We start from the raw sequence: 20,064 nt of genomic DNA on the forward strand, positions 1-20,064 counted from the left end.
GAGAAACGTCATGGATCTCGCCTACCTCTGGTTCTGGATCGTCGGATTCCTCTTCGTCGGCTACTTCGTGCTCGACGGGTTCGACTTCGGCGTCGGCATGTCACTGCCGTTCCTCGGCAAGAACGACGTCAGCCGCCGCCAGGTCATCAACACCATCGGCCCGGTGTGGGACCTCAACGAGACCTGGGTCATCGTCGCCGGCGCCTGCCTGTTCGCCGCCTTCCCCGAGTGGTACGCGACGCTGTTCAGCGGGTTCTACCTCGCGCTCCTGCTGATCCTGCTCGCGCTCATCCTGCGCGGGGTCTCGTTCGAGTACCGCCATCAGCGCGATTCGCTCCGGTGGAAGAAGAGGTTCGACACGATGATCGTCGTCGGCTCCGCCGTGCCCGCGTTCCTGTGGGGCGTCGCGGTCGCCAACATCGTGCAGGGTGTGCCGCTGGACGCGGACCACGAGTTCGTCGGCTCTTTCCTGACCCTCCTCAACCCCTACGGGCTGCTGGGCGGACTCACCACCCTGCTGCTGTTCTTCACGCACGGCGTGTACTTCGTGGCGCTGAAGACCGACGGCCAGGTCGCCGCCGACGCCCGCCGGCTGGCGGGCCGCTCGGGCCTTCTCACGATCGTCGTGGCCGCGGTCTTCCTGGTGTGGACCGTCGGCATGGCGTTCGGCCAAGATCGCGAGTTCGCCCTGGCCACGGCGGCCCTGTCAGCGGTGGCGGCGGTGCTGCTCATCGCGTCGTGGATCTCCAATGCGCGCGGCCGCGAGGGCTGGGCCTTCGGCTTCGGCGCGTTCACGATCGTGAGCGCCGTCCTCGCCGTCTGGTTCGCCCTGTTCCCGTTCGTGATGCCCTCGACCGGCGATCCGGCCGGGTCGCTCACGATCGAGAACGCCTCCAGCACCGACTACACGCTGACGATCATGTCCTGGGCGGCGCTGATCTTCCTTCCGCTCGTGCTCGCCTACCAGGGCTGGACGTACTGGATCTTCCGCAAGCGCATCACCCGCTCGCACATCGAGAAGGCCGCCGCCGCGGGGCCCACCCACTGACCTGTCGAGGACGGATGCCGCGGCCCGCGGCATCCGTCCCCCACGCCGTGGCGGTTCACTTGCGCTGAACGTACGCGAAACGCCGCGCATCCCGTACGTTCAGCGCAAGTGAACCGGGGGGAGGGAGGCGAACACGGAGAGTGCGGAGCGGATCGGTAGGGTCGAAGGAGCGATGGACGAGAACAACGGCAGCGGCCCGGCGCAGACCTCGGGCAAGCCCGTCGACCCGCGGCTGCTGAGGTACGCGAGCGCTTCGCGGTGGTTCTTCGTCGCGGTCGGTGCGATCGCCGTCGCCCAGACGGTCGTGATCGTCGCATTCGCCTGGCTGCTGACGCGCGCGATCACCGGAGCGATCGACGGGATGCCGCCGGCCGACCTCCTGCCCACGCTCGGCGCCCTCGCCCTCGTGGTCGCGCTGCGTGCCGTGCTGCTGTGGACCCGCGAGGCCGTCGCCGCCCGCGCCGCCGCGCGAGTGCAGACGCAGCTGCGCACGGCGCTGGTCTCGGCGATCGGCGTCCTCGGGCCGGAGTGGCTCGGTTCACGCAACTCCGCCGCCCTCGCGATCACCGCGGGGCGCGGCCTCGACGCGCTCGAGGCGTACTTCGGCCGCTACCTGCCGCAGCTGGTGCAGACGGTCGTCGCCACGCCCCTGATCATCGCCGTGATGTGGTGGCAGGACTGGATCTCGGGGCTCACGGTGCTGCTCACCCTCCCCCTCATCCCGATCTTCATGGTGCTCATCGGCCTTGCCACACGCGCGGTGCAGCAGTGGCAGTGGCAGACCCTGCAGCGCCTGGCGTCGCGCTTCGCCGACACCGTGCAGGGGCTGTCGACGCTCAAGGTGTTCGGCCGCCAGCACCGCGCCGCGGCATCCATCGAGCGCGTCACCGACGACTACCGCCGCGAGACCATGCGCGTCCTGCGGGTGTCGTTCCTGTCGGGGTTCGCGCTCGAGTTCCTGGCGTCGATCTCGGTCGCGATCGTCGCGGTGTCGATCGGGTTCCGCCTCATCGACGGGTCGCTCACACTCGCGGTGGGCCTGTTCGTGCTGCTGCTGGCCCCCGAGGCGTACCTGCCGCTCCGGCAGGTCGGGGTGCAGTTCCACGCGGCGGCCGAGGGCATCGCCGCGACCGACGATGTGTTCGACGTGCTGGACGCCGCCCGCCGGCGCTACGCCGGCCGGGCTCAGGCGGCGATCGGACAACCACCGCTTCCGGTGGTCGAGCGAGCCCGGAACGAGGGAGACGAAACGCCTGGGGCGCACCGGAATCCTCTGATCCCGCGCCCGACCGCGGGCGGGCTTCTCGAGCTCTCTGCCGTGCGCGTGCGCCGCGGAGACAGGATGCTGCGACCCGTCGATCTGCGGGCCGCCGCGGGCACCGTCACCCTGATCGAGGGGCCGAGCGGCGCCGGCAAGTCCAGCGTCTTCGCCGCGCTGCGGGGCGCAGCGCCGTTCGACGGCGCCGCGGCCTGGAACGGCGTCGACGTGCGTGACCTCGCGCCGGCCGAGTGGCTCGCGTGGGCGGGTCAGCACCCGGGTCTGCTCGCCGGCACCATCGCCGACAACGTCAGCCTCGGCGACCCGGCGCCCGATGCCGAGATCGTGCGGCGCGCATTGGACCTCGCGTGCGCCGGGGCCCTCGACCCCGCTCTCGAACTCGGCGTCCAGGGCGCCGGCCTGTCCGGAGGGCAGGCACAGCGCGTGGCGGTCGCCCGCGCCGTGTACCGGCACCTGCGTGGGAACGCGCAGGTGATCGCGCTCGACGAACCGAGCTCGGCGCTCGATCCCGACACCGAGGGCCGGCTGTGGCGCAGCATCCGGTCTCTCGCCGACGCCGGCGCGACAGTGCTCCTCGTCTCGCACCGCACGAGTGCGCGCGAGATCGCCGACGATGTCATCCACCTCGCCCTTCTACCGGCTCAGGGACCGGCCGAGGTGCCCGCATGAGCGGGCGCGACGGCACCGGCCCGCCGGTGAGCGCCACGCACGTGCTGCGCCGCGCGATGCCGCCGGCCCGGCGGTTCGGATGGGCGCTCGCGGCCGGGTTCGCGTCCGAGGCGTCCGCGGTGGCGCTGCTCGCGGTGAGCGCGTGGCTCATCGTGCGGGCGAGCGAGCAGCCGCCCGTGCTGTACCTGTCGGCGGCGGTGGTCGGCGTGCGGTTCTTCGCGATCTCGCGCGCCTCCTTCCGCTACCTCGAACGGCTCACCGGCCATGACGCCGCGCTGCGGCAGCTCTCCTCGACGCGCGCCGACCTCGTGCGCCGTCTCGTTCCGCTGGCGCCCGACGGCTTGGCCCGCACCCGCAGGGGCTCCGTGCTGGGCGCGCTCGTGGACGACGTCGACGAGTTGCAGAATCTTCCGCTGCGCGTCGTGCAGCCGCTCGTGTCGTCGGCTCTCGTCGCGCTCGGCGCCGTCGTGCTCGTGGCGTTCGTGTGGTGGCCGGCCGCGCTGACCCTGCTCGCATGCCTGGCCGTCGCGGCGGCGATCGCGACACTGTGGGGCTGGCTCTCGGGGGCCCGCGCCGAGCGCGACATCGCGCCGCTGCGCGCCGCCCTCGCCGACGCCGTGCTCGATCACATCGGCAGCCTCGACGTCCTCACGGCCTTCGGCGCCGAAGGGCAGAGCCGTGAGCGGATCGCCCGGGCCGACGCCGACCTGCGCCGCGCCGTGGTCCGTCGGTCCGGCGCCCAGGCGGGGACCACGGCCCTCGTCTCGCTGCTGGCCGGCGCCGCGTCGATCGCAGCGGTGCTCGTCGCCGCGCCGGGCGTGGCATCCGGCGCGCTCAGCGGGCCGTCGCTCGCCGTGGTGGTGCTGGTGCCGATGGCCGTGTTCGAGGTGTTCGCCGCCGTGCCGATGGCCGCCTCCGCCTGGCGTCAGGTGCGGGCCTCGGCCGAGCGCGTCGCGGGCGCGCTGCCCGCAAGGCCGCCGGCGGAACTCGCGCCCGAATCCCTCCCGGCCACGGGCGAGGCTCCGGAGCTGGGCGACGGCATCCGGCTCCAGGCGGCGAACGTGCGCTGGCCGGGCGCGGCGCAGGCATCGCTCCACGACCTCGACCTCGCGATCCGGCCCGGCGAGCGCGTTCTGGTCATCGGTGCGAGCGGGGCGGGAAAGAGCACGCTCGCGCACACGCTGGTGCGGTTCCTCGACACGGACGGCGACTACGAGATCGGTCCCCGATCGGTGCACGGCTTGTCGCCCGACGACGTGCGGCTGACCGTCGGCCTGTGCGAGCAGCATCCGATGCTCTTCGACGAAGACATCCGGCAGAACCTCCTGTTCGCGCGCGAGACCGCGACGGATGCCGAGCTCGAGGCGGCGCTCGCCCGCGTCGGACTGGACGCGTGGCTGCGTGAGCGCGGCGGGCTCGGCGCGCGCGTCGGGGAACGCGGGGCCCTCGTGTCGGGCGGTCAGGCGCAGCGCATCGCCCTGGCCCGTGCGCTGCTGCGGGGCTTCCCCGTCCTGGTGCTCGACGAGCCGACCGCGGGCGTCGACCCCGAGGCATCTGATCGACTTCTCGTCGACCTCCTGAGCGCCGTGCGCGACGACCAGGCGATGGTGCTGATCTCGCACGTCGCCGTGCCCGACGAGCTGGTCGACCGTGTGGTGCGCCTGGAGGACGGCCGCATCACGGCCTGAGCGGCGGCGCACCCCGTCGGCCCCGGAGCGAGCCCCTAGGCTCGGACCGTGAGCGACGGCATCCCGAACCCGTTCGAGGGGCTCGAGGCGCAGCTGCGGCGCGCCGACCGCTTCCGTGACGCCGTCGACCCCGTCGCCGCGATCGCCGCCTACCGCACGTTCACCGACTTCCTCCGGCCCCGCCTGCCGGAGCTCCGGGTCGCTGCGGGCCTGCCGGAGCACACCGGCACCCGCAAGGACGGCCGGCTCCTGGCTCACCGCGACGGCGGCCGCGTCGACCCGTCGGCGCTGAATCTCTACACGTTCTGGAACCGCCCGCTCGACACCGCACCCCCGCTCGTGCAGGCGTGCATCCGCGAGATGACCCGTCTCCACGCCGACCTCCCGACACCGCTGACCGTGCTCGACGGCAGGTCGGCGCGCGAGCTGGTGGAGATTCCGGATGCCGTGGCCGACGCTCTCGAAAGCGATCACCCCGCGCACTTCTCCGACTTCGTGCGCGTCAGCGTGCTGGATCGCCTCGGCGGCATCTGGGTCGACGCCACGTGCTGGGCGCCCGCCCCGCTTCCCCAGGCGGTCGCTCCGCTCCTCACCGCCGGCGCGCTGTATCCCCGCTGGACCCGCCGCCAGATCGGCAACTGGTTCATCGCCGCGGTGCCGTCGACCCCGCTCATCCGCCTGCAGCGGCTCGCGCTCGAGGCGTGGTGGGCGTCGGGGGGCGGCATCCCGGACTACTTCCTCTATCACCGCATCTTCGAGGTGCTGTTCGATCTCGTGCCCGAGTTCCACGGGCAGTGGGATGCCGCACCCACGCTGTCGAGCGCGGCAAGTCACCTGCTGCAGCTGGGCATGATGCAGCCGTGGGATCCCGACGCGCTGCGATTCGTCGCCGGGGCCTCGATCGTGCAGAAGCTCAGCTACAAGTACGACGCCGTGCCGCAGGGCTCGGTGCTCGACCGCCTGGTCTCGCGCCGCCCGATCCTCGCCGCGTGACGCTCGGCGCGACAGCACAGGCAGCGGCACGGGTCAGGGTTCGCCGACGGGGCCGCCCGCCGCGGCCGTCGCGGTGATGCGCCGCGCCATGCCCGCGAAGATGAACCCGTGGAACGGCAGGACGGCGAGCCAGTACAGGCGCCCGGCCAGACCGCGCGGGAAGAACAGGGCGCGCTGGTCGTAGCGTGAGCCGCCGCGCGCCTCGTCGGCGGACGCCCGCAGCTCGAGCCACGCGAGACCCGGGACCTTCATCTCTGCCCGGAGGCGCAGCATCCGCCCCGGCTCCAGAGCCTCGACGCGCCAGAAGTCGAGCGCATCGCCCACGGCGAGCCGGTCACGGCTGCGACGACCGCGCGCGAGGCCGATGCCGCCGACGAGGCGGTCCATCCAGCCGCGGACGGCCCAGAGCACCGGCGAGGAGTACCAGCCGTTCTCGCCGCCGATCCCCACGATGACGCGCCACAGCGCGTCGGGGGATGCCGGAGTGTGCGCGGTGCGGATGTCGCTGAACACCACGCGCCCCGCCCAGTCGGGGTCGTTCGGCAGCGGGTCGCTGGGGGCTCCCAGCACGCCGGCATCCTGCCAGCTGGTCTCGATCGCGTCGGTCTCGAGCTTGCCCAATGCCAGCTGCACCGCCGTCCGGTACGACGTGAGACCGCCCTCCGGCGGCGGGATGAGATCGTCGATGCCGTGGTCCTTGACGATGCACTCGTTCTGCAGCGACTCGACGAGGGGCCGTGCGATCGACCGCGGGATCGGTGTGACGAGGTTCACCCAGTGCGACGCCAGACGGGGGGTCAGCACCGGCAGCGCGGCGATCGCGCGCTGGCGGAGCCCCGCCTCGACCGCGTAGCCGTTCATCATCTGCCCGTACCGCAGCACGTCGGGGCCGCCGATGTCGACGGCGCGGTTCACGTCGGCCGGCAGGCGCGCGGCGCCCAGCAGGTAGTGCAGCACGTCGCGCACGGCGATGGGCTGGATGCGGTTGCGCACCCACCGCGGTGCGGGCATGTACGGCAGCACCTCGGTGAGATGACGCACCATCTCGAATGACGCCGATCCCGACCCGATCACGACGCCCGCCTGCAGCACGATCGTCGGCACGCCGCTCTCGAGGAACGTCCGCCCGACCTCGACGCGGGACTGCAGGTGCGGCGAGAGCGTCACGCCGGTCGGGTGCAGGCCGCCCAGATACACGATGCGACGCACGGATGCCGCGGCCGCCGCCTGCGCGACGGTCTCGGCGGCGCGCCGGTCGGTGTCGGCGAACCGCTTGCCGCCCGTCATCGAGTGGACGAGGTAGAACACCACATCGACGTCGCGCATGGCCTCCTGCACCGGGCCCTCGGCGGCAGCGTCGCCGCCGACGATCTCTACGCGGTCGCCCCAGGGGAAGGCCGACGCCCGGGCGGGGTCGCGGGCGAGCACGCGGACCGCGTAGCCGGCGTTCAGCAGTCGCGGCACCAGCCTCCCGCCGATGTACCCCGTCGCCCCGAGGACGAGGGCACGTGGCGCGGTGCCGTCGGGGCGCGTCAGCGCCAGGAGAGCCGGCTCATGGCCGGTCGGTGCCGAGACATCGTCCACGGGGGCAGACTACGCGGGGGCACCACAGAGCCGGACGGGTTGACGTCCGGTCGGCCGTGGCGTAGGTCAGAGGCGCGTCCCGAAGACCTGGGTGCCCTCGGGCGACGGCAGCGGCTCGAACCCGACGCGCGGGTAGAAGGCGATGGCGCCGGTGTTGTCTGCCGAGGCGACGAGGTGAAGCCCGGGCACCCCGGCCTGCCGGAGCGCGTCTTCGAGCGTCTCGATGAGCCGGCGGCCGAGCCCCTGGCCCTGTGTCTCGGGCAGGAGGTCGATGTGCAGGTGCGCCGGATACTCATCGCCGAACGGCTGCGCTCCGCCGGCGCGGGCGTAGGCATAGCGGAGGATGCCGTCCTGCCGGGAGCCGCCGGCCGGCTGGGGGCGCGGCCAGCGTTCGGCGTGCCGCGGCCACCACTCGGCCCGGAACCACTCCTCGAACGCGGCCGAGTCCGGAGCGCCCACGATGTAGCCGACGACGCGGCCGTCGTCCGCCTCGACCACGAAGGCGAACTCGGGGTGACGCGCGGCATAGGGCAGGACGAAGATCTCGGCCCAGAGATCGTCGTCGTCGAGGATGCCGGTGGCGTCGGCTCCGGCATCCGCCGTCTTCAGGCAGATGTCGACGAGAGCCGGTTCGTCACCGGGGCGGAAGGGGCGGATGCGCGTCACCGGGCGAGTCTATGAGATGCGCCGGACAGCTGTCGTGGCACCGGTCGTCGACGAAGCGTCCCGGCCCGGCGCGGTCCCTCGGCTCGAGGCGTTTCGTCTCAGTCGCTGGCGCTCCCTCGCTCAACGACCGATGCCTTTCTCCCGGTCGTTGAGCGAGCGAGGAACGAGCGAGACGAAACGCGCCGAGCGTGCCGGCGACTCAGTGCTCGACGACCAGTCGCACGTCGGCCGGGACCTTTCTCCCGGTCGTTGAGCGAGCGAGAAACGAGCGAGACGAAACGCGCCGAGTGTGCCGGCGACTCAGTGCTCGACGACCAGTCGCACGTCGGCCGGGACCTTTCTCCCGGTCGTTGAGCGAGCGAGGAACGAGCGAGACGAAACGCGCCGAGTGTGCGGGCGACTCAGCGCTCGAGGACCAGTCGCACGTCGGCCGGGACCTTTCTCCCGGTCGTTGAGCGAGCGAGGAACGAGCGAGACGAAACGCGCCGAGCGTGCGGGCGGCTCAGTGCCCGACGACCAGTCGCACGTCGGCCGGGACCACGCGCAGCGTGATCGTGTCTCCGGGCGCGAGCCCCGCGGCGCGATCGGCGGCGACGTCCACCGCGACGTCGGGATCGGCGGTGCGTATCCGCACCCCGGCCGGCGTCTGCTCGAGGCGCACGATGCGTGCTGTCCACTCCCCCGCGGCGCGGGGCGGCCCGTCGATCACTCCGACGGCGCTCGGCCGGAATACCGCAGCAAGAGACGGATGCCGCGGCCCGGCCGGGTGGGGCAGCACCAGTTCTCCGGCACGCCAGGCCGACTCCGCGGGTTCGAGGGTCCCGACGACGCGATTCAGCCCTGCGACGGCCGCAGTGAACCGCGTCGCCGGGGAGGCGAGAACTTCGCGGACCGGCCCGCTCTGCGTGACGCGGCCCTCCTCGAGCACGACGAGGCGAGTCGCGAGAGCGACCGCGTCCACCGCGTCGTGGGTCGCGACGACGGCCGTCGTGCGCGTCGCCGCGAGCTGCTGGTGCAGCAGGGCGCGCACGTCGCCCGCGGTCTCGGTGTCGAGGGACGTCAGCGGCTCGTCGAGCAGGATGGCCGCGGGTGACGTCGCGAGCGCCCGCGCCAGCGCCACACGCTGCTGCTGACCGCCCGACAGCTGTGAAGGGCGCCGTTCATCGAGGCCCTCGAGCCCGACACGTCGAAGCCAGCCGGCGGCCCCGGCCGCCGCCGCAGCCTTCGTGGCGCCGTGCACGCGCAGCCCGAACGCCACGTTCCCGTGTGCACTCAGGTGCGGGAAGAGGCGCGGATCCTGTCCGAGCAGCACCACCCCGCGCGCCGCCGGAGCCGTCCGGAGGGACGACGTGCGATCGGAGGTGCGCCGGTCGAGCAGCCGGCCGTGCAGCCGTACCTCTCCCTCGTCGAACCCGGTCAGCCCGGCGAGCACACCGAGCAGCGTCGACTTGCCGGCGCCGCTCGGCCCCATGAGTGCCACCACCTCGCCCGCCGGCACGCTGAGCGCCACATGGAGTGCGAACGCGCCGCGATGGACGCGGACGCGCACGTCGAGTCCGGCAGGCGCGGCGGCGGCCGTGCTCGCAAGGCTCATCGTGGGGCCTCCGCGCGCCAGGCGCGCACGAGCAGCAGCACGCCGACGGCGGTCACCAGCAGCAGCAGCGAGAGCGCCACGGCGGTGCCCTGCGAGACGCCGGCGCCGTTGAAGGCCGTGTAGATCGCGAGCGGCATGGTCTGGGTCACGCCCGGCGCGTTGCCGGCGAAGAGGGCCGTCGCGCCGAACTCGCCGATCGCGCGGGCGAAGCACAGCACGATGCCGGCGACCAGGCCGGGCGCGGCGAGCGGCAGCGTCACACGCGCGAGGATCGTCCATCGTCCGGCACCGAGGCCCGCCGCCGCCTGCTCGAAACCGGTGCCCGTCGAGCGCAGCGCCCCTTCCAGGGCGAGCACGAGGAACGGCAGCGCGACGAAGGTCTGCGCGAGGATGACGGCGGTGGTCGTGAACGGGATGCGGATGCCCCATTCGGCGAGGATCCCGCCCAGCCAGCTGGTGCGACCGAAGAGGAACAGCATCGCGACGCCGCCGACCATGGGCGGCAGCACGAGCGGCACCGTCACCAGAGCCCGCAGCACGGCCGCCGTCCGCACGGTGCTCCGCGCGATGAGCAGGGCGAGCGGCACCCCGAGGACGACGCACACCATCGTCGCGACGGCGCCGGTCGCGAGCGAGAGCCCGAGTGCCGACAGCGCTTCCGGAGACGTGATGTCCGTCCACAGCGTCGACCACTCGACGCGCAGCACCAGTGCGCCGAGCGGCAGCACCAGCAGCGCGAGCCCGATGAGCGCCGGGACGGCGAGTACGCGGGGCACGAACCCGGCCCGCTCCTCCTGCGTGCGGGGGTCGCGCGCCGCGGCGACGGTCACGGCGCTCCGAAGCCGAGATCGGAAAGCACCCGTCGGCCCTCGTCGCCGAGCACGAACCGGACGAAGGCGTCGGCGGCTCGCGGATTCGCCGCCTCCTTCAGCGCGACGATCGGGTACCGGTTGACCACGGCTTCACTCGCGTCGACCTCGATCGCCTCGACGGCACTCGTGGTCGAGGCATCCGTCAAGTACACCAGCCCCGCGTCGGCCTCGCCGGTCGCGACCTTCGTGAGGACGGCGGTGACGTTCTGCTCGTAGCTGTCGACGCTCGCCTTCACGCCGGCGTCCGAGAGGAGCGTCGTCGATGCCGCCCCGCACGGCACCTCGGCGGCGCACAGCACCACGGTCAGATCGGGGTCCGAGAGATCGTCGAGGCCGTCGACGTCGCCGGGATCCCCCGCGGGAACGACGAGCGTCAGCGTGTTGGTCGCGAACAGCTCCGGATCGCTCGCGAGGCCGCCCTCGACGACCTTCTGCATGTTCGGCTCGTCGGCCGAGGCGAAGACATCGGCAGGCGCGCCCTCGACGATCTGCGTCGCCAGCGTGGGCGACCCGTCGTACGTGAGGGGCTGCACGCGGAGCGACGGATGCCGCTGCTCGAACTGCGTCGCCAGCTCGTCGAACGCCGCCTGCAGCGACGCGGCCGCGTACACCGTGAGTTCTCCGGACAGCTCGGGGCCCGCCGAGGTCGTCCGCGGAGACGTCGCGTCCGGATCCCGATCGACGGCGCCGGCGCAGCCGGCGAGTCCGAGCGCGAGAGCAGCGAGGACCGCTGCGGCGCGAATGGTGGCCCCGCGGCGCACGTCAGGCCTTCGGGGTCTCGACGATCACGGTGGTCGCCTTGACCACGGCGACGGCGAGCGAGCCGGGTTCGAGCCCCAGCTCGCGCACCGCCTCGGACGACATGAGCGAGACCACGCGGTGCGGGCCGGACTGGATGTCGACCTGCGCCATGACGCCATCGAGCTGCACCCGCGTGACGAGCCCGACGAAACGATTGCGCGCGCTCGAGAGCACGTCGGCCGGGTCGCCGGGCGCCGCGGCGAGCTCGACGGCTCGTGCGGCGAGCGCGTCTCCGGGGATCTCGATGGGCGATGCCCCCGTCGTCGGCAGCGTCCCGGCGTCGATCCACCGGCGCACGGTGTCGTCGCTCACCGCGAGGAGCCGCGCCGCCTCGGAGATCTTGTAGCTGGCCACAGCGCCACATTATCACCGCATCTGCGGGGCATAGCCGAGTTGTTCGCCGCATTCACGGACAAGGACGCGAGGATATCAGCGCGTCGGCGGGGCACCCGCGGCCGGGAGTACTCTCGGCGAGATGACGGCGACTCTTCCGGCCGACGCCCACGTGCACAGCGAGTGGTCGTGGGACTGCGGCTCGGATCCGGCCTCGCAAGGCGCGATGGTCCGCATCTGCGAACGCGCGGTCCGAATCGGACTCCCGGCGATCGTGTTCACCGAGCACCTCGACTTCGAGCAGGACTGGAGAGTCGAAGACGGCGACATCGGAGTGCACGCTCAGAAGTACGTCGATGAGCGTGGCCATGTGCGGCTGCCCGAGTTCGACGTCGAGGGCTATCTCACGGCGATCGAACGGTGCCGCCACGACTTCCCCGACCTGCGCATCCTCACGGGCGTCGAGTTCGGTCAGCCGCATCTGCGAGACGCGCGCGCCGCCGACCTGCTCTCCCGTGGCGTGATCGATCGCGTCAACGGTTCGCTGCACATGCTCCCCTTCCAGGGCGTCTATCGCTCAGAGCCGACCACGTTGTATCGCCACATGCCGGCGGACGACGTGATGTGGAGCTACCTCGAGGAGGTCCCGCGGATGGTCGCCGGGTCGGATTCGTTCGCGGTGTTCACGCACATCGACTACGCCGTGCGCTCCTGGCCGGTCGCGACCGCGGGACCCTTCGATCCGCGCAGGTTCGAAGAAGGCTTCCGAGCCGCGATGCGCGCCGTCGCGGAGTCCGAACGCGCCCTCGAGATGAACACCCGCCGGCTCTGGCCGTGGATCCCCCAGTGGTGGGCGGACGAAGACGGGCGTGCCGTCACGTTCGGCAGCGACGCCCACGGCCCCGCCATGCTCGCCGCCCACTTCCCGGAGGCGATGGCCATGCTCGAGCACTTCGGATTCCGCCCGGGGGCGCGTCCCGAGGATTTCTGGATCCGCTGACCTGGAAGGGTCAACGAGGTGCACCCGGCGGGAAGAGCACTGTCGATCTGGACGACGTTCGATCGTCATCCCCGTGAAGGGCCTCCGCCGGGACCATACTCTTCACAGCTGCGGCGGCCGAGATTGGAGCCATCATGTCGGACCACACCGGACCCCTGGACATCCGCTTCACCGCCACGCTCGGCAAAGCTCAGCCGGGAGACACGTGGACCTGCGTGAAGCTGCCCGATTCCGCGACGATCTTCGGTACCCGCGGACTCGTCAAGGTGGCCGGCACCGTGGACGGGCACCCCTTCGAGGGCGCCTTCATGGCGCTGGGCGACGGGACGCACAAGCTGCCGATCAACGCCGAAGTCAGAAAGGCGATCGGCAAGACCGACGGCGACTCCGTGGACGTCCACCTCACCCGGCGCCGCTCCTAGCGTCGACGCCGGCGTCCTCATTCGGCGGGTGGTCGCCGCAGCCGCTTGACGTCGGTGCGCCGCTTCTTCTCGCCCAGGCGCCGTTCCTTGGCGCCCCGCGTCGGCTTGGTGGGTCGTCGCGACGGCGAAGGCGGCCGCAGAGCGTCCGCGACGAGCGCGGCGAGCCGTGCGCGGGCGGCATCCCTGTTCCGCAGTTGCGCGCGATGCTCGGATGCCGCGATCGTCAGCACTCCGTCCACCAGCCGGCCGCTCAGCCGCTCGAGGAGGCGCTCGCGCTGCAGTGGGGACAGCACCATCGAGCGAGAGACGTCCCACACCAGTTCCGCACGGGAATCGGCGGTGTTCACGCCCTGCCCGCCGGGGCCGGACGATCGGGAGAACCGCCAGGACAGCTCGGACTCGGGGATCGTGACCCCATGGCCCACCCGTAGACCAGGGCGATGAGGGGCAGGCATGCCTCCATCTTCCTCCCCCGACTGACCGCACGGCGGGGCGCGCTCCGGTCCGCTGACGGGTCCGACGCGGCATCTTCGTGCGACCGCGGTCGCCGGCGCAAGCCCCCTCGCTTCTTGCACGTGCCTGCCTAACCTCGCGTGCAGGGATATCTCAGACGCGGCACCCGCGGACCACGGTCCACGTGGGTCGCCATCCGAGGGGAGGCAACATGTCCGAGCAGCAGGCGCATCACCAGGTGGTGGTGATCGGCGGAGGCAACGGCGGCATCTCGGTCGCCGCGAGACTGCGTCGCTCCGGCGTGGCCGACATCGCCATCATCGAGCCGCGCGAGCAGCACCTGTACAAACCGCTGTTCTCGCATGTCGCCGGCGGCACCGCACGCGCCGGCATCACCGTCCGCCCGCAGCGAGAGGTGATGCCGAAGGGCGTGGAGTGGATTCAGGATGCCGTCACCGCCGTCCAGCCCGACGCGAACGCCGTCGTGCTCGAGAGCGGCGACCGCGTCACCTTCGACCAGCTCATCGTGTGTCCGGGCATCCAGCTGGACTGGGGCCGCGTGCCGGGGCTGACGGAAGCGATGCAGACGCCGGCGGCGGCATCCCATTACGAGTTCGAGCTCGCGCAGAAGGCCTCGTTGCTTCTGCGCGACCTGAAGGAGGGCACCGTCGTCTTCACGCAGCCCGACGGCCCGGCGTCCTGCGCGGGCGCCGCGCAGAAGCCGATGTATCAGGCGTGCGACTACTGGCGGGCCACGGGGGTGCTGGACAGGATCCGGGTCGTGATGGTGGTGCCGACCGAGACCGCGTTCCTGCCGCCGTTCGATCGCGAGCTCGAGCGCAAGATCGAGGAGTACGGCATCGAGCTGCGCACCCGCTCGGTGCTCCTCCGCGTGGACCCCGCGGCACAGGAGGTCGTGATCGGCGGTCCGGACGGCCCGGAGCATCTGCACTACGACGTGCTCAACGTCGAACCGCCGCAGTCGGCACCGGATTGGCTCAAGGCGTCGGCGCTGCCGGCACCGGGCTCATCGGGAGGGTTCGTGGAGGTCGATCCGCGGACGCTGCGGCATCCGCGCTTCCCACAGATCTGGGCTCTCGGCGACGCCGCCGCGACCACCAACTCGAAGTGCGGGGGCGCGCTGCGCAAGCAGACATGGGTACTGGCCAAGAACCTTTCGAGGGTGCTCCGCGGGAAGGAGCCGAAGGCGAGCTACGACGGCTACGCGGTATGCCCGTTCACGGTCTCGCGGTCGACGGTCGTGTGGGCGGAGTTCGATGATCAGGGCAATCAGAAGCCCACCATCCCGTTCTTCCGGCGGATGTACCGCGAGAGCCGGCTGTCGTGGGTGTTCGACCGGCACGTCTTGCCCTGGGTCTACTGGAATCTCATCCTGACCGGGCGAGTCTGACCCTGCCGGGCGCCGACCGCCGTCGGTGCGTCGGACGCGATCACGCGAGCGCCGGCCGACCCCCGATGCGCGCGGCGTAGCCTGTGGATATGGCCTTTCCCCCACTCGTCGAGCCCCTCGCCGAGCTGAGCGACGCCGAGCGCACGCGCACCGCGCGCCACCGCGTGCTCGCCGGCTTCGGCGACGTCGCGCAGCGCCGCCTCGCCGCCGCCCACATCGCCGTCGTCGGTGCCGGCGGTCTCGGCTCGCCCGCCGTGCTGGCGCTGGCGGCCGCAGGAGTCGGCACCCTCACCGTGATCGACGACGACCTGGTCGAGGCATCCAATCTGCAACGGCAGGTGATGCACCGGGTGAGCGATGTCGGCGCGGCCAAAGTCGACTCCGCCGTGCGGATCGCCGCCGACCTCTCGCCCGCCACCGTGGTGCGGCCGGTGCAGGCGGTGCTCACGCCGGCCAATGCCCGCGAGCTGCTCGCCGGCGCGCACGTCGTCATCGACGGCACCGACACGTTCGAGACCCGCGAGGCGGTCGCGGCCGCGTGCGAGGACCTCGGCGTGCCGCTCGTGTGGGGCGTCGTGCAGGAGTTCCACGCGCAGGCGACCGTGTTCTGGTCGGCGCCGCCCGCCGGCGCGGTGCCCGTCCGCCTGGCCGATCTCTACCCGCCGGATGCCGGACGCGAGGCCCCCACCTGCGCACAGGTCGGTGTGCTCGGCGCGCTCTGCCTGCAGGTCGGGGCACTCCTGGCCGCCGAGGCCATCAAGCTCGTCACCGGCATCGGCGAGCCGCTCCTCGGACGCGTGCTCGTGATCGACGCGCTGCGCGGCCGGACCGACGAGGTGCCGCTCCGCCCTGCCGCCACGCACCCGGAGCAGCAGCACGTCCCTGCCGCACCGCCGGCAGCGGCGACTCCCCCGCCCGCCGGCCCGCCGAGCATCCCGCAGCTGAGCCCGGCCGAAGCCCTCGCCGCGCAGCGCGCCGGCGCCGTGCTGCTGGACGTGCGCGAGCCTTTCGAGACGGCCCGCGGCGTCATCCCCGGCTCGATGCTGCTGCCGCTCGGCGACGTGCTCGCCGAACCGCGACGAGTGGATGCCTCCCGCGTGGTGGTGGTGTGCCAGGTCGGCATGCGCGCGCAGCGCGCGGCAGTGGCCCTGCGCGGCGCCGGCATCGAGGCATCCGTCCTCGCCGGCGGCATCGACGCGTGGACCCGCGACGGTGCGCGCACGGCGGTCGACGCATGAGCGGCTTGCGCACCGTCGAGGAGCACCTCGCCGACGTGCTCGCGGCGGCCGAGCCGCTGGAGGCCGAGCGCGTCCCGCTCGCCGCCGCCCACGGTCGCACCCTGCGCGAGCCGGTGCGTGCGGCCGTCGACATCCCCGTCTTCGACAACTCGGCGATGGACGGGTTCGCCGTCCGCTTCGCGGATGTCACGGATGCCGGCCCCGGCGCGCCTCGAACCCTCCGCGTCGTCGCCGACCTGCCCGCCGGCACCGACGCCGACCCGGCGCTCGCCCCGGGCGAGACCGCGCGCATCATGACGGGTTCGGCGGTCCCGACCGACGCGGACGCCATCGTGCCGTTCGAGGACACCGCCGGTGGGCTCGCGGATTCCCTCGGCTCGATCTCGGTGCGGAGCGCTCCGCGAGCCGTCGGCGCGCACATCCGACGCGCCGGAGAGGACGCCCGCGCCGGCGACGAGGTCCTGTCCGCCGGAGAGCTGCTCGGCCCCCTGCAGCTCGCCGCCGCGGCGGCCGCGGGCGTCGCCGAGGTCGTCGTCGTACGGCGTCCTCGCGTCGCGGTCATCTCGACGGGCAGCGAGCTCGTCGAGCCCGGCTCTCCTCTGCGGCGCGGCCAGATTCCCGAGTCGAACAGCGTGCTCCTCGCCGCACTCGCCGCGGAGGCCGGCGCCGAGGTGGTCCGCCGCGCCAGCGTTCCCGACGAGGGCGACGCGCTCGACGCGCTGCTGGCCGAGGTGACGGATCCGGGGTCGCCCGATCGCGCCGACGTCGTCGTCTTCTCCGGCGGCGTCAGCGCCGGCGCGTACGAGGTGGTCAAGACCACGCTCGCCGAGACCATGGTCTTCTCCAAGGTCGCGATGCAGCCCGGCAAGCCGCAGGGCTTCGGCCGTCTCGAGGCCGGCACGCTGCTGTTCGGGCTGCCGGGCAATCCCGTGAGCGCGGCGGTCTCGTTCGAGGTGTTCGTGCGGCCGGCGCTGCTGCGCCTGCAGGGTCGCCGGGCGATCGGCCGCCCGGTCACCGCGCTCCCGGCAGGAGCCGGCTGGCGGACCCCGCCGGCGCGGCGCCAGTACCTCCCGGTCACGATCGACCGCTCGGACCCGGCCGCGTGGCGCGCCCTTCCGGCGACGAGCGGCGGCTCCCATCTCGCCGGCGGACTCGGCCGTGCCGAGGCCTATGCCGTCGTGCCCGCCGAGGTCGATGCGGTGGCGGCAGGCGATGTCGTCGATGTCATGCTGATCTCATGAGCACGCCCGAACAGCCGACCTTCACCCACCTCGACGCCGCCGGGAACGCGCGCATGGTGGACGTCACGCTGAAGCAGCCGACCGTGCGCTCCGCCACCGCCCGCGCATTCGTGCGCTGCGCGCCGGACGTCGTCGCCGCCCTGCGCGACGGGTCGGTGCCGAAGGGCGATGTGCTGGCGGTCGCCCGGATCGCCGGCATCCAGGCCGCCAAGCGCACGCCCGAACTGCTGCCGCTCGCGCACGTCATCGGCGTCCACGGCGCCGCGGTCGATCTGGCCATCGAAGACGGCGGTGTCGCGATCGAGGCGACCGTGCGCACCGCCGATCGCACCGGCGTCGAGATGGAGGCGCTGACCGCCGTGTCGGTGGCCGCTCTCGCCGTCGTCGACATGGTGAAGGGGCTCGACAAGGGCACGTCGATCGAGAGCGTCCGCATCGTGACGAAGACGGGCGGCAAGAGCGGCGACTGGCACCGCCCGGACGAGAGCTGATGTCCGGTCACGACCCGCACTCGCCTCTCAGCCTCGGCGCGATCCTGCTGGCCGGCGGCCGCGGCACGCGCGTCGGCGGGGCCGTGAAGCCGCTCTTCGAGATCGGCGGCAGCACACTGCTGGCCGCGGCGGTGACGGCGGTGACGGATGCCGGAGCCCGGCCGATCACGGTCGTGGCACCCGTCCTCGACGAGACGCTCCCCGTGGACTGGGTGCGGGAGGACCCGCCCTTCGGCGGCCCCGCCGCGGCGGTCGTGGCGGCACTCGATGCGTGGCCGGCGGAGGCGGACCCCGCGTGGACGCTCGTGCTCGCCTGCGACCTGCCCGGCGTCGGCGAGGCCGTGCGCCGCCTCGTGGACGACATCCCGCTGCTCCCCGCCGACACCGACGGCGTGTGTCTCGGCGACGCGTCGAGCCGCCCGCAGTGGCTCACCGGCGCCTACCGCACGCGGGCGCTGCGGCAGGCGGCATCCGTTCTTCCCGATCGGGGACGCGACCTTCCGGTGAGGGCGATCGCCGACGAACTCGCGATCGCCGTCGTCGCGGCGCCCGACGACCTGACCCGCGATGTCGACACGTGGGAGGATCTGAAGGAGGCCCGCGCTCGGGCCGATCGCGCGCATCAGGTCGATCGCGCGCACCGGACCGATCGCGCACCGGGCCGCGCCGCACCGTCCACGCCCGGAGGAGTCGTCATGAGCGAGCAGTCCCGCACCCTTCCCCCCGAGGCCCTCGACGCCTGGGCGGCTGCCCTGCGCGAGCGGTTCGGGCTCGCGCCCGAAGACGTTCCGGTGTCGCTCATCCTCGATCTCGCGCGCGACGTCGCACTGGGAGTGGCGCGCCCGGCGGCGCCCTTCAGCGCCTTCGTGGCCGGTCTCGTCGCCGGCCGCAGTGGCGGGTCCCCCGCCGACATCGACGCCGCCGTGGCGGCGATCACAGCCCTCGCCCGCGACTGGGAGCACGAGGCCTGATGGCCGTCGTCCGCTACTTCGCCGCCGCGCAGGAAGCGACCGGCCGGGACTCCGAGCACCGCACCGAGACGACGCTGGGCGAGCTGCGCCGCGCCGTGTCCGAGGAGTTCCCGGGGCTGGGCGGCATCCTGCCCCGCTGCGCCGTGCTCGTCGGCGGCTCACGCGTCGACGACGACACGCCCCTCGGCGACGACGACCTGATCGACGTGCTGCCGCCGTTCGCCGGCGGCTGATCCGGCGACACAGCGTCGGAGACGTCCGACGACACGCCGCGAATGGATGCTGTCACCCGGCGTGGCACCAGAGACCACCGACGTTGTGCTCGGCGCTGCGGTGTTCAGGCCCTGCGGCGGTGCGGCGGTGCGGCGCTCAGCCCCCGAGGCCCAGCCAGGTGGCGGTGCCGTCGGACTCGACCTGCTTCTTCCACACCGGGAGATCGGTCTTGATCGTCTCGATGAGCGTGCGACACACCTCGAACGCCTCCGCACGGTGCGCGGAGGCCACCGCGATCACGACGGCCGCATCGCCGACCTGCAGCGTGCCCACCCGGTGCGAGACCGCGACCAGCGCACCGGACGACCCGATCGCCGCTGTCGCCAGCCGTTCGAGAGCGGCTTCGGCGTCGGGATGCGCGGAGTATTCGAGGGCGACGACGGCGGTGGCGGCATCCGGATCGTGATCGCGCACGCGCCCCACGAACGTCGTCACCGCCCCCATGCGCCGGTCGTCCACGGCGCGCAGGTGTGCGTCGAGGTCGAGCGGCTCGGCGCTGATGGCCGCGACCCGCACGGCGTCGGTCGACACGGTCATCAGTGATCCCCTCCGCCGAGCTGGTCGAGCACATGCCTCGCGACCGACAGGACCACCGGCATCCCCGATCCCACGCCACCAGGTGACCCCGGCAGGTTGATGACGAGCACCCCGTGCGGGTCGACGACGCCGGCGACGCCGCGGGTGAGCATGCCGGCGGGCTTCTCGGCGGCGCCGCGCCGCCGCAGCTCTTCGGCGATGCCCGGAACCTCGCGCGTCACCACCCGGGCGGTTCCCTCCGGCGTCTGGTCTCGCGGCGAGACGCCCGTGCCGCCCGTGGTGACGATCAGCTTCACGCCCGCGACCACCTCCGCGGTGAGCGCGCGCTCCACGCTGTCGGCGCCGTCGGGGACCACGACGGCGTCCGCGCAGTCGAAGCCCGCCTCCCGCAGCGCGGACACCGCGATCGGTCCGCTCGTGTCGGGGCGGGCGCCTTCGGCGGAGCGGTCGGAGACGGTGATGACGGCGGCGCGGGTCATGCCTCCAGCCTAGGCACGCGC

21 protein-coding genes are annotated in these 20,064 nt (G+C 72.8%); 12 read left to right on the top strand and 9 right to left on the bottom strand.

Annotated features, from left to right (window positions below; genetic code table 11):
* Positions 1-10: 10 nt before the first annotated feature.
* From cydB to ABG085_RS14370, 4 genes are all read left to right on the top strand, one after another.
* Complete coding sequence (gene cydB / locus ABG085_RS14355) at positions 11-1,048, top strand: cytochrome d ubiquinol oxidase subunit II (RefSeq protein WP_347976399.1); 1,038 nt, start codon at positions 11-13, stop codon at positions 1,046-1,048.
* 172 nt (positions 1,049-1,220) lie between these two features.
* Positions 1,221-2,996, top strand: a complete 1,776-nt coding sequence (gene cydD, locus ABG085_RS14360) for a thiol reductant ABC exporter subunit CydD (protein WP_347976400.1) — start codon at positions 1,221-1,223, stop codon at positions 2,994-2,996.
* Positions 2,993-4,684 (top strand): thiol reductant ABC exporter subunit CydC, encoded by a 1,692-nt coding sequence (gene cydC / locus ABG085_RS14365; RefSeq protein ID WP_347976401.1) that lies wholly within the window; start codon positions 2,993-2,995, stop codon positions 4,682-4,684. Before cydD ends, cydC begins: the two co-directional genes overlap by 4 nt.
* 48 nt (positions 4,685-4,732) lie before the next feature.
* The gene (locus ABG085_RS14370; protein ID WP_347976402.1) at positions 4,733-5,677 is read left to right on the top strand and encodes a capsular polysaccharide synthesis protein; all 945 of its coding nucleotides are present in this window, start codon (positions 4,733-4,735) and stop codon (positions 5,675-5,677) included.
* A 33-nt stretch (positions 5,678-5,710) separates the two neighbouring features.
* Here the strand turns inward: ABG085_RS14370 and ABG085_RS14375 are convergent, their stop codons facing one another.
* The 6 genes from ABG085_RS14375 to ABG085_RS14400 form a co-directional block, all read right to left on the bottom strand.
* Positions 5,711-7,261 (bottom strand): SDR family oxidoreductase, encoded by a 1,551-nt coding sequence (locus ABG085_RS14375; protein ID WP_347976403.1) that lies wholly within the window; start codon positions 7,259-7,261, stop codon positions 5,711-5,713.
* Between the two features lie 66 nt (positions 7,262-7,327).
* Positions 7,328-7,927 (bottom strand): GNAT family N-acetyltransferase, encoded by a 600-nt coding sequence (locus ABG085_RS14380; RefSeq protein ID WP_347976404.1) that lies wholly within the window; start codon positions 7,925-7,927, stop codon positions 7,328-7,330.
* A gap of 502 nt (positions 7,928-8,429) precedes the next feature.
* Positions 8,430-9,521 carry an ABC transporter ATP-binding protein gene (locus ABG085_RS14385; RefSeq protein ID WP_347976405.1) on the bottom strand — a complete coding sequence of 364 codons (1,092 nt, stop codon included), beginning with the start codon at positions 9,519-9,521 and terminating at the stop codon, positions 8,430-8,432.
* On the bottom strand, positions 9,518-10,351 hold the full coding sequence (locus ABG085_RS14390; RefSeq protein ID WP_347976406.1) for an ABC transporter permease: 834 nt from the start codon (positions 10,349-10,351) through the stop codon (positions 9,518-9,520). The genes ABG085_RS14385 and ABG085_RS14390 overlap by 4 nt, the downstream gene beginning before the upstream one ends.
* Positions 10,348-11,154, bottom strand: a complete 807-nt coding sequence (gene modA / locus ABG085_RS14395; protein ID WP_347976407.1) for a molybdate ABC transporter substrate-binding protein — start codon at positions 11,152-11,154, stop codon at positions 10,348-10,350. The genes ABG085_RS14390 and modA overlap by 4 nt, the downstream gene beginning before the upstream one ends.
* Position 11,155: 1 nt before the next feature.
* Positions 11,156-11,548, bottom strand: coding sequence for a TOBE domain-containing protein (locus ABG085_RS14400; protein WP_347976408.1), 393 nt, complete (start codon positions 11,546-11,548; stop codon positions 11,156-11,158).
* A gap of 121 nt (positions 11,549-11,669) precedes the next feature.
* Between ABG085_RS14400 and ABG085_RS14405 the strand changes: the two genes are divergently transcribed.
* Complete coding sequence (locus ABG085_RS14405) at positions 11,670-12,527, top strand: PHP domain-containing protein (protein ID WP_347976409.1); 858 nt, start codon at positions 11,670-11,672, stop codon at positions 12,525-12,527.
* A 134-nt stretch (positions 12,528-12,661) separates the two neighbouring features.
* Positions 12,662-12,949: a DUF1905 domain-containing protein gene (locus tag ABG085_RS14410; protein WP_347976410.1), complete on the top strand. Its 288-nt coding sequence runs from the start codon at positions 12,662-12,664 to the stop codon at positions 12,947-12,949.
* Between the two features lie 17 nt (positions 12,950-12,966).
* On the opposite strand, the gene arfB is transcribed toward ABG085_RS14410, so the two are convergent.
* Positions 12,967-13,404: an alternative ribosome rescue aminoacyl-tRNA hydrolase ArfB gene (gene arfB / locus ABG085_RS14415; protein WP_347976411.1), complete on the bottom strand. Its 438-nt coding sequence runs from the start codon at positions 13,402-13,404 to the stop codon at positions 12,967-12,969.
* Positions 13,405-13,613: 209 nt separating this feature from the next.
* Between arfB and ABG085_RS14420 the strand changes: the two genes are divergently transcribed.
* The 6 genes from ABG085_RS14420 to ABG085_RS14445 all read left to right on the top strand — a co-directional run bounded on the left by ABG085_RS14420 (position 13,614) and on the right by ABG085_RS14445 (position 18,987).
* Positions 13,614-14,813, top strand: coding sequence for an FAD-dependent oxidoreductase (locus ABG085_RS14420; protein ID WP_347976412.1), 1,200 nt, complete (start codon positions 13,614-13,616; stop codon positions 14,811-14,813).
* An 89-nt stretch (positions 14,814-14,902) separates the two neighbouring features.
* The gene (locus tag ABG085_RS14425; protein WP_347976413.1) at positions 14,903-16,051 is read left to right on the top strand and encodes a ThiF family adenylyltransferase; all 1,149 of its coding nucleotides are present in this window, start codon (positions 14,903-14,905) and stop codon (positions 16,049-16,051) included.
* Positions 16,048-17,292 (top strand): gephyrin-like molybdotransferase Glp, encoded by a 1,245-nt coding sequence (gene glp / locus ABG085_RS14430; protein ID WP_347976414.1) that lies wholly within the window; start codon positions 16,048-16,050, stop codon positions 17,290-17,292. The genes ABG085_RS14425 and glp overlap by 4 nt, the downstream gene beginning before the upstream one ends.
* On the top strand, positions 17,289-17,783 hold the full coding sequence (gene moaC / locus ABG085_RS14435; RefSeq protein WP_347976415.1) for a cyclic pyranopterin monophosphate synthase MoaC: 495 nt from the start codon (positions 17,289-17,291) through the stop codon (positions 17,781-17,783). The genes glp and moaC overlap by 4 nt, the downstream gene beginning before the upstream one ends.
* Complete coding sequence (locus ABG085_RS14440) at positions 17,783-18,754, top strand: NTP transferase domain-containing protein (RefSeq protein WP_347976416.1); 972 nt, start codon at positions 17,783-17,785, stop codon at positions 18,752-18,754. Before moaC ends, ABG085_RS14440 begins: the two co-directional genes overlap by 1 nt.
* Complete coding sequence (locus tag ABG085_RS14445) at positions 18,754-18,987, top strand: MoaD/ThiS family protein (protein WP_347976417.1); 234 nt, start codon at positions 18,754-18,756, stop codon at positions 18,985-18,987. Before ABG085_RS14440 ends, ABG085_RS14445 begins: the two co-directional genes overlap by 1 nt.
* A 136-nt stretch (positions 18,988-19,123) precedes the next feature.
* On the opposite strand, the gene ABG085_RS14450 is transcribed toward ABG085_RS14445, so the two are convergent.
* On the bottom strand, positions 19,124-19,564 hold the full coding sequence (locus ABG085_RS14450; RefSeq protein ID WP_347976418.1) for a molybdenum cofactor biosynthesis protein MoaE: 441 nt from the start codon (positions 19,562-19,564) through the stop codon (positions 19,124-19,126).
* Positions 19,564-20,043 (bottom strand): MogA/MoaB family molybdenum cofactor biosynthesis protein, encoded by a 480-nt coding sequence (locus ABG085_RS14455; protein ID WP_347976419.1) that lies wholly within the window; start codon positions 20,041-20,043, stop codon positions 19,564-19,566. The genes ABG085_RS14450 and ABG085_RS14455 overlap by 1 nt, the downstream gene beginning before the upstream one ends.
* Between the last annotated feature and the right edge of the window lie 21 nt (positions 20,044-20,064).

It is taken from the genome of Microbacterium sp. ProA8, assembly GCF_039905635.1.
Lineage (GTDB): Bacteria > Actinomycetota > Actinomycetes > Actinomycetales > Microbacteriaceae > Microbacterium > Microbacterium chionoecetis.